Annotated in this window: 11 protein-coding genes; 5 read left to right on the top strand and 6 right to left on the bottom strand. The window is 67.2% G+C overall.

Annotated elements, in window-relative coordinates:
- Positions 1-6: 6 nt before the first annotated feature.
- A complete protein-coding gene (locus LK459_RS16945) occupies positions 7-789 on the top strand; it encodes an alpha/beta hydrolase (protein WP_227919708.1) in 783 nt (260 codons plus the stop codon).
- A gap of 7 nt (positions 790-796) precedes the next feature.
- Positions 797-1,102 (top strand): MGMT family protein, encoded by a 306-nt coding sequence (locus LK459_RS16940; protein WP_227919707.1) that lies wholly within the window; start codon positions 797-799, stop codon positions 1,100-1,102.
- A 101-nt stretch (positions 1,103-1,203) separates the two neighbouring features.
- Here the strand turns inward: LK459_RS16940 and LK459_RS16935 are convergent, their stop codons facing one another.
- From LK459_RS16935 to LK459_RS16925, 3 genes are all read right to left on the bottom strand, one after another.
- Entirely contained in the window at positions 1,204-2,058 is an 855-nt protein-coding gene (locus tag LK459_RS16935) for a TIGR02569 family protein (RefSeq protein ID WP_227919706.1), read from the bottom strand.
- A gap of 149 nt (positions 2,059-2,207) precedes the next feature.
- Positions 2,208-3,380, bottom strand: coding sequence for an adenylyltransferase/sulfurtransferase MoeZ (gene moeZ, locus LK459_RS16930; protein ID WP_227919705.1), 1,173 nt, complete (start codon positions 3,378-3,380; stop codon positions 2,208-2,210).
- A 121-nt stretch (positions 3,381-3,501) separates the two neighbouring features.
- Positions 3,502-4,686 carry a DUF3152 domain-containing protein gene (locus tag LK459_RS16925; RefSeq protein WP_407648606.1) on the bottom strand — a complete coding sequence of 395 codons (1,185 nt, stop codon included), beginning with the start codon at positions 4,684-4,686 and terminating at the stop codon, positions 3,502-3,504.
- Positions 4,687-4,830: 144 nt separating this feature from the next.
- Here LK459_RS16925 and LK459_RS16920 point away from each other — a divergent pair, with 144 nt between their 5' ends.
- Entirely contained in the window at positions 4,831-5,520 is a 690-nt protein-coding gene (locus LK459_RS16920) for a TetR/AcrR family transcriptional regulator (RefSeq protein WP_007239949.1), read from the top strand.
- Positions 5,521-5,538: 18 nt separating this feature from the next.
- Here LK459_RS16920 and LK459_RS16915 read toward each other — a convergent pair whose 3' ends face one another.
- Both LK459_RS16915 and LK459_RS16910 read right to left on the bottom strand, forming a co-directional pair.
- A complete protein-coding gene (locus LK459_RS16915) occupies positions 5,539-5,769 on the bottom strand; it encodes a DUF3107 domain-containing protein (protein ID WP_039994290.1) in 231 nt (76 codons plus the stop codon).
- Positions 5,770-5,969: 200 nt separating this feature from the next.
- Positions 5,970-6,671 (bottom strand): ferritin-like fold-containing protein, encoded by a 702-nt coding sequence (locus LK459_RS16910; RefSeq protein ID WP_227919704.1) that lies wholly within the window; start codon positions 6,669-6,671, stop codon positions 5,970-5,972.
- Positions 6,672-7,001: 330 nt separating this feature from the next.
- Here LK459_RS16910 and LK459_RS16905 point away from each other — a divergent pair, with 330 nt between their 5' ends.
- Together LK459_RS16905 and LK459_RS16900 are read left to right on the top strand one after the other, a co-directional pair.
- Entirely contained in the window at positions 7,002-8,642 is a 1,641-nt protein-coding gene (locus LK459_RS16905; RefSeq protein ID WP_227919703.1) for a DEAD/DEAH box helicase, read from the top strand.
- Positions 8,643-8,691: 49 nt separating this feature from the next.
- Entirely contained in the window at positions 8,692-9,978 is a 1,287-nt protein-coding gene (locus LK459_RS16900; protein WP_227919701.1) for an Rv3212 family protein, read from the top strand.
- 101 nt (positions 9,979-10,079) lie between these two features.
- Here LK459_RS16900 and LK459_RS16895 read toward each other — a convergent pair whose 3' ends face one another.
- Positions 10,080-10,871 carry a ParA family protein gene (locus LK459_RS16895; RefSeq protein WP_227919700.1) on the bottom strand — a complete coding sequence of 264 codons (792 nt, stop codon included), beginning with the start codon at positions 10,869-10,871 and terminating at the stop codon, positions 10,080-10,082.
- Positions 10,872-11,000 lie beyond the last annotated feature (129 nt).

Genomic DNA, 11,000 nt, shown 5'->3' with positions numbered 1-11,000 from the left:
GTCTGCATGGCACCACTGCACACCTACGTCTTTGGTCCGCCCGACGGCACGCCGGTCGTCGCGCTGCACGGTCTCACAGGCCACGGCCGACGGTGGGAACACTTCTCCGAAACCCGTATCCCCGGGCTTCGGGTGATCGCGCCCGACCTCCTCGGACACGGGAGGTCGCCGTGGCGGCCACCGTGGGGAATCGACGATCACGTCGAAGCCGTCGCCGATGTCGTGGCGATGCATCTCGGCGACTCGGAGCGATTCGTGCTCGTCGGGCACTCGTTCGGCGGCGCGATCGCGACGCGCCTCGCGGCCGGCATGCCCGACCGGATTCGTCGACTCGTCCTGCTCGACCCGGCGGAGGGCCTCGACCCGGTGTTCGCACTCGAGGCCGCCACGGACACGCTCGACAACTGGGACTATGCAAACGCCGAGGCCGCGCGTGCCACGAAGCTCGCCGAGGGATGGTCGGAGGTCCCGGCCGACGATCTCGACCGCGAACTCGAGGAGCACCTCGTCGAACGGCCGCACGGACGAGTCGGCTGGCGCATCAGTGAGCCCGCAACCGCGACAGCATGGGGTGAGCTGGCTCGACCGTTCGTCCTGCCGCCTGCAGGCGTGGACACACACCTCGTCGTCGCCGACCGTGTCGATCCGCCCTTCGTGACGAAGGCGTTCGTCGACGCGTGCACGACTCAGCGCGACGGGGACGTCACGGTCCACCACGTCGACTGCGGGCACATGGTGCCGTTTCTCGAACCCGACCTGTGCGCGCGGCTGATCACCGACGGGGCGTGACAGTCGCATGGCGGCGGTGACCGACGCCGACATCGAACGGGTGCGTGCCCTCGTCGCCGCGATCCCCGAGGGTTCGGTGAGCACCTACGGCGATCTCGCGTCCGCGGCGGACCTCGCGTCGCCGCGCATCGTCGGATGGATCATGCGCACCGACACCGCCGACCTCCCGTGGCATCGGGTCGTGCCGGCATCGGGCCGGCCCGCGCCACATCTCGCGGCGCGGCAGCTCGAACGGCTACGCGCGGAGGGCGTTCCGATGCGCGACGGTCGCGTCGTGCTGCGCGACTGCCGGTGGGCCGTGCCGACGCGGTGATGCTCGCTGAACGTGCGTGGAATCGACGAATGCGGGTGCTGCAGCACACACATCGGGCGGTTCGACCCGCATGTCGATGCCGCGACGGCCGAACAGACGCGTCAGAGCATCATCCGCACGATGTCGACAACGCGGGCGAGTCCCGGCAGCGCGCCAGCGGTCGAGCGCGGATGCAATGCGTGTACCGCGAGTCGGAACATCGTGGCCCGCAACATCATCTGGGCCCACTCGGGCTGATCTGCCCAGCGTTCCACGAGATCGTCGTCGGCTCCGCCCCATGCGAGCGAGTCGACGACGACCACCGCCGACGCCCAGGCCGCAGGGCGCCAGTAGGGCACGATGTCGGTGATACCCGGTGCGGCAGCACCCGCGAACAGGACGGTGCCGAACAGATCACCGTGCACGACCTGTGACGGCACGTCGACGGGTTTCCGCAGGGTCGCGAGGGTCTTGAGCATGTCGACGCTGCGCTTGCCGTCGTCGGAGGTCGGTTCACTCATGCCCGCGGCACGCGCGGCCCGTAGCGGCACGTCCTCCCACGCGGCGCGATCGGCCGCGGCGAACACGTCGACGTCGGTGTGCGGCGGCGCGGGCTGCTGCAACAGGAATCGTGGACGTTCGAGGTCGGCGAGCACCTCGTGGAGCCGATCGCAGACCGCGAGAACCTCGTCGTGGCGCGGTTCGGGACAGCCCGCGATGTAGGTGTCTGCGCGCCAGCCGGACACGACGTAGCGGCCGTCGGTGGCGCGGAACGGTCGTGCGATCCGCAGGCCCTCGACATAAAGGTTCTCGCGGACCGACGCCGACCACGCTGCGCGAGCGTGGTCGGGAACGAGGGACAGGACCACCTCGCCGACCCGCCACCCGCCCACCCAGGTGTCGCCCATCGCGATGGGCGGGTGAGCGGTGAGCCCGAACGTGTTGAGCACGTGATCGGGCGGTTGCGGATTCTGCACGTCTGCAGAGATTACCGAGCACACCGCAGTATCGGCCGCAGCGACGCGGACCCTGATCGAAGCGTTCTGCGCGAGATTCCCGCTCGATCATTCGCACACCGCTCCACGGACGGGTGACGATGACCGAGCCGGAAGGACCACCCGGAGGCTCAGTAGACGGGCAGTTCCTTGTCGACCTGGTTGGCCCACGCCGTCACGCCGCCCTGCAGATGGGTGGCGTCGGCGAAGCCCGCACGCTTCAACGCGGCAAGTGCCTCGGCCGAGCGGATACCCGTCTTGCAGTAGAGCACCGTCGGACGATCCTGCGGGATCTCCGCGAGTGCCGCGCCCGAGAGGATGTCGCCCTTCGGGATCAGCGTCGCGCCGTCGATATGCACGATGTCCCACTCGACGGGTTCGCGGACGTCGATCAGCGCGAGTTTCTCGCCGGAATCGATCCGCTCCTTGAGTTCGCGTGGGGTGAGTGTCGAGCCGTCGACCGCCTGGGCGGCCTCGTCGGAGACGACCCCGCAGAACTCTTCGTAGTCGATCAGCCCGGTGATGCGTTCGCCCTCCGGATCCTTGCGGATCTTGATGGTGCGATAGGTCATGTCGAGAGCGTCGTAGACCATCAGGCGTCCGAGGAGTGGTTCCCCGATCCCGCAGATCAGCTTGATCGCCTCGGTACCCATGATCGAACCGATGGATGCGCACAGGATGCCCAGGACGCCGCCCTCGGCGCACGAGGGAACCATCCCGGGCGGCGGAGCCTGCGGATAGAGGTCGCGGTAATTGATGCCGCGACCATCGGGGGCATCCTCCCAGAACACGGAGGCCTGGCCCTCGAAGCGGTAGATCGATCCCCACACGTACGGCTTGTGTGCGAGCACAGCGGCGTCGTTGACCAGGTAGCGCGTGGCGAAATTGTCGGTGCCGTCGATGATGAGGTCGTAGGTGGAGAACAACTCGATCGCGCCCTCTGGCTCGAGTCGTTCGTCGTGGATGTTCACCGTGACATACGGGTTGATCTCCTGGATCGAATCGCGTGCGCTCTCGGCTTTCGGTCGGCCGATGTCGGACTGCCCGTGGATGACCTGCCGCTGCAGGTTGGACTCGTCGACGACGTCGAATTCGACGATGCCGATGGTGCCCACGCCTGCTGCGGCGAGGTAGAGCAAGGTCGGAGACCCGAGGCCACCTGCACCGATCACGAGCACTCTGGCGTTCTTCAGACGCTTCTGCCCGTCCATCCCGACATCGGGAATGATCAGATGCCTGCTGTAGCGGGCGACTTCGTCATTGGACAGTTCTGCCGCTGGCGCGACAAGCGGTGGCAAGGACACTACGACGCCTCCGTCTGGTGTGTTTTCGACTCACCTTGGCAACGGTCCGCGGTGCACAGGCATTCCCTGCCGCCATTCCCTGCCTCATCGTCGTCACGAGAGGAACGTCGGCAGAGCGCGCTCACTTGTCGGGAAAGGGCCAGGGATTCGGCTTGCACACCAGCGCCTTGTCGGCCTGCATGTCGGGGTCGAGCGCCATGATCTGGCTGTTCGCGACGCCGAACGACTGCTGCATCATCACCGGCGCCAGGGCTCCGTTGTGTTTGCACGGCTCGTGGTGCTCGTAGCCGATGCCGTGCCCGACCTCGTGATTGATCAGATACTGCCGATACGCCACGTCGTCGCCCTCGTAGGACAGAGCCCCCCGCACCCAGCGGGCCTCGTTGACGGTCACACGCTTGTCGGGCGGATAGAAGCACGACGTCTCGAGTTTGATCTGGTAGCCGCACAATTCCCTGGCCGTTCCGGCAGAACTGAGCGAGATGCGCAGGTCGGGGTCACCGGAGTCGATCCGCCGGAACGACACCTTGCCGTCACCGATCCAGCTACGGCTGTTGGCGAGTGTCGCGTCGACCATCTTGCCGAAGGTGCGATCCCCGCCGAAGTCCGACGGCGCGACCCCGTCCTCGACCTCGACCGTGTAGGTGTACACCTGCGGACCGGTACCGATCTGCTTCGACGTTCCGGGAACTGCGTGGAACGTCTTCTTTCCCTGCTGGGTGTAGGGACCTCCGTCGGGCAATGTGCCCGCGGGCAGCGACACGTCGGTGATCGACGCCGTCGGCGCACCGACGGGCGTGGTCTCCTTGGTGACGTCGGTGTTGCGCTGCGCGGCAGGAGTCACGTCGGAACTCGACGCATCCGCTGTCGATCCGTCGTCGCGCACGGTGACGACGATCAGCACGATCGTCAGGATGATCAGAACCGGGATGGCGTATGCCCGCCACCCGTAGGTCGACACGAACCGGCCGAGTGAGCTCTGCTTCTTCCGCTCGGGCTGGGCGTCGCGGTCGACCCGGGCGCGGCCGTTATCGTCGGTGGGGTCCCAGCGGGCGCGCAGCGGTTGGTCGGGAAGCGGACGCGACCTCGGCCGCCCTCCCGACGACGTCGGCGTCGAGCCGGTCCGGATCTTCTCGATACGGGTGGTGTCGGCGGCGGAAGCGCCGGTGGCTCGCTGCTCGACACGTCCCGCACCCCGACCCGCGTTCCCCGCCCTGACCCGACGCCCCGATCCGGCGCCCGCGTCATCCCGACGAGTCGACACGTCGTCCCCCGACCGATACGGCCCACTGTCTGTGTGGCTCACACGGACAACTTTCTCACAGGTACCCGCCCAATCCGGGGAGGCGAACAGCACCCACCTGTCCGTCCGCGATCGACACGTCGCCCCGGTAGGCGACTTTGGTGCGACCCCGGTCACGTCGCACGGAGCCCCGAGTACCCTGTATCCATGCCACCTGCCGCCAACGCCTCGTCATCGGGCACCAGAAACGGGACCCGTATGCCTCGCAGCGCGCGGCGGCGACAGTTGTTGGACGCCGCGAGCGAGATCTTCGTCGAGAGGGGTTACCACTCGGCGGGGATGGACGAGATAGCGGTTCATGCCGGGGTCAGCAAACCCGTTCTGTACCAACACTTCCCATCGAAACTGGACCTCTACATCGCGGTGGTCGATTCGCATGCGGAAAAGCTGGTGACCGATGTGAACAACGCACTGCTCACGACCACCGACAACCGACAGCGCGTACGTGCCGCGGTGGAGGCATTCTTCGATTTCATCGACGAGGACAACTCGGGCTTCCGGTTGATCTTCTCCTCGGACGCCATGGATCCGGCGGTGATCCGTCGCGTCGAGGGAGCCACGGAGGCATGTGTCGACGCCGTGTACGGACTGGTCATGCACGACTCCGGCCTTGACCCGTATCGCTCACGGATGCTGGCTGCCGGCCTCGTCGGCGCGAGTCAGGTGAACGCCAGGTACTGGCTCGAGGCGAAACGGCCCATCGCGAAGAGTGAAGCGGTCGACACGACGGTCGCGTTGCTCTGGGGCGGTTTGTCGCACGTACCGAAGCACGGCGAGCCGGGCGCGATCGGAGCGGCCGAGCAGGCCCCCGAGAGCCAGCCGGCCACGGCCGAATAGCTCCAGGGGCTCTCGCTGTCAGCTACCGAAACCCACGCGTCGGATTTCCGAACTCCCCACCTCGACGTAGGCGATCTTGGTCACGGGAATGAGAAACCGAGAGCCCTTGTCGTCGGTCAGGGTCAGCAGTGACTCCTTGCCGGCGAGCGCGGACTCCACGGTCGCCAGCGCCTTGTCACCGGTCAGGGTCGATTGGATGGACAGTTCTCGCGGGCTGTCGGTGATGCCGATCTTCACTTCGACGGACATGGCCACCCTTCCGTGGTCGATGCCGCGCGGGACTCGCGCGACGGGGCCTTTCAAGACACCGGCGCCCGATCACTCGGGCGCCGCAGAGCCTGTGGCACAAGGCTAGTGCAGTGCCGCCGACCGCGGACACCCGCTCCGCTGACAGCGAACTAACCCGACCGACACCGAACCAACCCGGCCTCGGGCGCCGCTGTTCCGTCTCAGCCGAGCCCGAGGTCGGCCATGCGCGCGCTGTGCCGGTCGGCGACGACGTCGAAGAACCCTGCCATGCCCTGCAACGATGCCGCGCCCGAGAAGAGCAGGTCGGTGACTTCCTCCTCGGCAGCGAGCACCCACTGCGCGTGCGTGATGGCCTCGCCCAGCAGTCGCCGCCCCCACAGCGTCAGCGGCGACCGCAGTGCGGGGTTCGCGTCGATGGCTGCGCGCACCTCGTCGCGGGCGAACGACGAGCTGCCCGTCGCCGACATCACCTCGGCGACCACCGCGCGCGGTGCGGGTGGCAGGGCACCGGAGACCTCTGCATAGAAATCGGCTGCCAGACCATCGGCGATGTACGCCTTCACCAGTGCTTCGTACCAGGTCTTGGGATTGGTGACGCGATGGTATTCGTCGAACACCGCGCTGTAGCGCACGACGGCCTCCGCCGGGTCGAGGCCACAACGACTCACCTGTTCCGAGAGCTTCTCGAAGTGGGCGATCTCCGAGGCGACCATGCGTGCGATGTTGATACGTCCCTGGACGTCGGGCGCCATCGCCGACTCCTCGATCAGGCGGTGGAACGCGGCGAACTCGCCCGCGAGCAGCACCGAGTAGAGCTTGCCGATCGCCGGGTCCTCCGGATCGATCGACGTGGTGGACGACGGTCCGGAAGTGGGCTCGGAGGAGGGCGCGGCAGACGACATGAGGCGATGGTAGGCGGGGCTCGATCTCTTCACCAAGTACACTTGACAACGGTGCACTGACGCGAACATGACATGTCGGCACGCCGGACTCGTCCGAGCGGAACCGATACCGTCACCGCGACACCGCGGAAACGCAGGCAGCGAGATAAACGGCCACCGACCGCGGGGCACCAGACATTGCGCGCGCACTCATCGAGCCCACGCCTTCGCAGGCCGGACTGTTCCGGATATGCGGAGAACCGCATGTCATCGCCGACATGATCGGGGTGACCTTCTCAGTGGAGCCTTTTCGTGCGTGCTGGAACAGATGCGAAAGGCACACAAGAAAACATGACAGAACCCGGCGTGCAGACGACCATCGTCGACGACACCCACTCCTCCCCCACATTTGCCGAGCTCGGCGTCGACCAGAACATCGTCGACGCCCTGACCGCCGACGGCAAGACCCACACCTTCGCGATCCAGGAACTCACTCTTCCGCTCGCTCTCGCAGGCAACGATCTGATCGGCCAGGCCCGCACCGGCATGGGCAAGACCTTCGGATTCGGTGTTCCGCTGCTGCACCGTCTCGTGCACGCGGAGGCCAACGGCCTGCGTCCCCTCGACAACACACCTCGCGCGCTGGTGATCGTGCCAACCCGCGAGCTGTGCGTGCAGGTCACCGGCGACCTCGAGGTCGCAGCCAAGAACCTCGTCGTGACCCTTCCCGACGGCACGAAACGCCCGCTCAAGATCGCATCCATCTACGGCGGTCGCCCGTACGAGTCGCAGATCGCGGAGCTGCAGGCAGGAGTCGACGTCGTCGTCGGTACCCCGGGCCGCCTCCTCGACCTGGCCCAGCAGGGGCACCTGATCCTGGGCAAGGTCGGCGTACTGGTGCTCGACGAGGCCGACGAGATGCTCGATCTCGGCTTCCTGCCCGACATCGAACGCATCATGTCGGCGCTGCCCGAGCAGAAGCAGACCATGCTCTTCTCCGCGACGATGCCCGGTCCGATCGTGACACTGGCTCGCACGTTCCTGCAGCGACCGACGCACATCCGCGCAGAGCACGCCAACGATTCCGCTGTCCACGAGCGCACGACCCAGTACGTGTACCGCGCCCACGCCCTCGACAAGGCAGAACTCGTCGCCCGCATTCTGCAGGCCGAGGGTCGCGGCGCGACGATGATCTTCACCCGAACCAAGCGCACCGCACAGAAGGTGGCCGACGACCTGGCAGAGCGCGGATTCTCCGTCGGAGCAGTCCACGGCGACCTCGGGCAGGTGGCTCGGGAGAAGGCACTCAAGAAGTTCCGTAGCGGTGACATCGACGTGCTCGTCGCCACCGACGTCGCCGCGCGCGGCATCGACATCGACGACGTCACCCACGTCATCAACTACCAGTGCCCCGACGACGACAAGACCTACGTGCACCGCATCGGCCGCACGGGCCGCGCCGGTCGCACGGGTATCGCCATCACGCTCGTCGACTGGGACGAACTGCACCGCTGGGAACTCATCGACTCCGCACTCAAACTCGGCGTTCCCGAGCCCGCCGAGACCTACTCGACGTCGGAACACCTGCGCGACGAACTCGGCATCCCCGAATCGGCGACGGGCCGGGTTGCGGCACCCAAGCGCGAACGGCCCGAAGGCGAGCGGGTCGAACGTCGACCACGTGCCGAGCGCACCGCGAGCTCACGCACCCGTCGTCGGACGCGAGGCGGGAAGTCGGGCGCATCCACCGGCACGGCTAGCGCTGACGCAGACGGCGCGAGCAGAGGCGAGAGCACCGGATCACAGGCAACCGATCCGAAGGACAACGGCCGGGCGAACGCGTCCGGTACCTCTGCTGACGGGTCGGCCGACTCCGGCGAGCACAAGCCCCGCAGGCGACGCCGCCGTCGCGGTGGAGCCAACCGCACAGCAGGCGATTCCGCAGCCAACCACGGGTCCGACGCTGCACCGGCGACCGCCACCGCCGACTAGGCGTCAACTGATCCGGCACTGAGGTGATCAATCCGCGCGCGGGGCGCCCGTGAGACGTATCGCCCCTGAACGACGCACCCGCGTCGACCTGGTGGTGTCCGCTGTCATCGTCGTGGTCGTCCTCGTGGTCGGTGTCGTGGTGTGGTCGGTCAGTCCCGTCCGCCACGCCGACAGCGCCCAGGCGTCGGCGCCTGCACCCGAGGTCGCACCCGCGACGGCCGTGCCGCGCGGTCTGCGCGTCGCGTGGACCGCTCAGTCGGGCGCGACGACTGTTCCCGCTGTCTCTAGGTCGGTCGTCGTCTCAGCCGATCACGGCACGGTTGTCGGGCATGATCCGACGACGGGGCGACAACTGTGGCGATACGAACGCAACCTCTCGTTGTGCTCGGCGGTCGCGGCCTGGCCGTCGAGCAGCGACGAGGTGCTCGCGGCGTACCGCAACTCGCGTGGATGCTCTGAGGTCACCGCGCTGGCCTCGTCGACCGGACAGCGTAAGGGTGCACGCACCTCCGACGCGGACGACAACATGACGCTCGTCGCCGACTCGGGTTACGTGCTCGCCCTCGGCGATCGGCGCCTCGAGACATGGGGATCGAACCTGGTGCGCGGGATCGAATACGGCCGCGTGAGCGCACCGGTGAAGCCCGGGACGCAACCCGGTCGCGTGGACTGCAGGTTGTACTCGGGGTCCGTCAGCGGCGACCGCGTCGCGGTGATCGAACGTTGTGAGAACGACCCCGGTTATCGCCTCACGGTCCTCGGTGCCGTGCTCGACAGTGACGAGAAGGTCAAGCAGTACGGGTCGTCGCTGATCACCGACACCGCATTGGGGCCGCCACCGGTGGTGGTGGCCATGAGCACCTCGGCGATTGCCGTCTACGACGGTGGAGCCGACCCGTCGACGACCTCGGGGCGGGGCGACGTCCGGCCCGAGGGCGCAACCATCCGCGGGTTCGACTCCGACGGTGCACCCGGCCCGGTGAGCACCGTGCAGGGGCCTGTCTCCCCGCCGTCGGACAGTGTTGCGCTGACCAGCGAAGGGCTGGTCACCTTCTTCACCGGATCGGCGACGATCGTCCTCGACGGGCAGACGATGCGACCGATCTACCAGGTACCGCAGACCCTCGGGCCGGGTGAGACCATGGCGGGGCAACTCCTCCTCCCGACAGGGGAAGGCATCAGTGTCCGCGACCCGGCGACCGGGCGCGAGACGAGCACCATCGGCTTCCCCCGCGACGACGCAACCGCCACCACAAGCCTTCGGGTCATCGGCAACGAGGTCGTCGAACAACACGGCTCGACCATCCGCGCGCTGGTGTCCACCGACCCCAACTGACCACAGGTGCCCACTGACCACCGACGCCAACCGACCACAGGCGCCAACCGACCACAGGCGCCGACTGACCGTAGTCCCGCCCCGCGTGATCGGAGTCCAGGTCAGCTCGGGTCGAAGGTCCGGACGTCCTCGCCTGCTTCCCAGTGCTTCCAGAGATTCTCGGCCAGGTCGCGATATGCGGTGGCGCCCTTGTTCTTTCGTCCTCGCATCACCGACGCTCCGGACGCCGACGCCTCGGCGAAACGTACCGTGCGCGGGATCGGCGGGTCGAGCACCGGGAGGTCGTAACGGTCCGAGACGTCGGAGAGCACGTCCCGACTGTGCGTGGTGCGGGCGTCGAACAGCGTCGCCACGGCACCGAGCATGGTGAGGCCGGGATTGGTGATCTGCTGTACCTCGTTGACCGTCCGCAGAAGCTGGCCGACGCCGCGGTGCGCGAGGGTCTCGCACTGCAACGGGACGATCACCTCGTCGGCCGCGGTGAGACCGTTGAGCGTGAGAACACCCAGTGAGGGCGGGCAGTCGATCAGGATGACGTCGTAATCCTCGGCCACTTCGGCGAGCGCACGTTTCAACGCGTATTCGCGCCCCGGTCGCATCAACAGCAACGCCTCTGCGCCCGCGAGGTCGATCGTCGCGGGCAGCAGTGTCACGTTGTCGGACGTGTCGAGGAGGACATCGGCGATCTCCTCGTCACCGAGGAGTACGTCGTGCACCGAGGCCTCGAGCTGATCGGGATCGTGCCCGAGCGAAAACGTAAGGCACCCTTGTGGATCGAGATCGACGACGAGCACCGACGCGTCCAGATCGGCGAGCGCGGCGCCCAATGACTCGACGGTGGTGGTCTTGGCGACCCCACCCTTCTGATTCGCTACCGCCAGCATCCGCGTCATGCGCTCACTCTACGACCCGCCCGGTCACAGCGTCTCGGGCGCACGCGGTTGTCACACACTATTTCCACGGTGTGACCGACATCAACTGTTCTGCCGCTGTGCTCACGAAGTCTCAGCTCACTCCGCCCC

It is taken from the genome of Gordonia otitidis (assembly GCF_020735545.1).
GTDB lineage: Bacteria > Actinomycetota > Actinomycetes > Mycobacteriales > Mycobacteriaceae > Gordonia > Gordonia otitidis.
This window is presented reverse-complemented; position numbering and strand designations above follow the sequence as displayed.

Coding starts and splice junctions, on each gene's coding strand:
- LK459_RS16945 (WP_227919708.1), top strand. CDS start 7: ATGGCACCACTGCACACCTACGTCTTTGGTCCGCCCGACGGCACGCCG.
- LK459_RS16940 (WP_227919707.1), top strand. CDS start 797: ATGGCGGCGGTGACCGACGCCGACATCGAACGGGTGCGTGCCCTCGTC.
- LK459_RS16920 (WP_007239949.1), top strand. CDS start 4,831: ATGCCACCTGCCGCCAACGCCTCGTCATCGGGCACCAGAAACGGGACC.
- LK459_RS16915 (WP_039994290.1), bottom strand. CDS start 5,769: ATGTCCGTCGAAGTGAAGATCGGCATCACCGACAGCCCGCGAGAACTG.
- LK459_RS16910 (WP_227919704.1), bottom strand. CDS start 6,671: ATGTCGTCTGCCGCGCCCTCCTCCGAGCCCACTTCCGGACCGTCGTCC.
- LK459_RS16905 (WP_227919703.1), top strand. CDS start 7,002: ATGACAGAACCCGGCGTGCAGACGACCATCGTCGACGACACCCACTCC.
- LK459_RS16895 (WP_227919700.1), bottom strand. CDS start 10,871: ATGACGCGGATGCTGGCGGTAGCGAATCAGAAGGGTGGGGTCGCCAAG.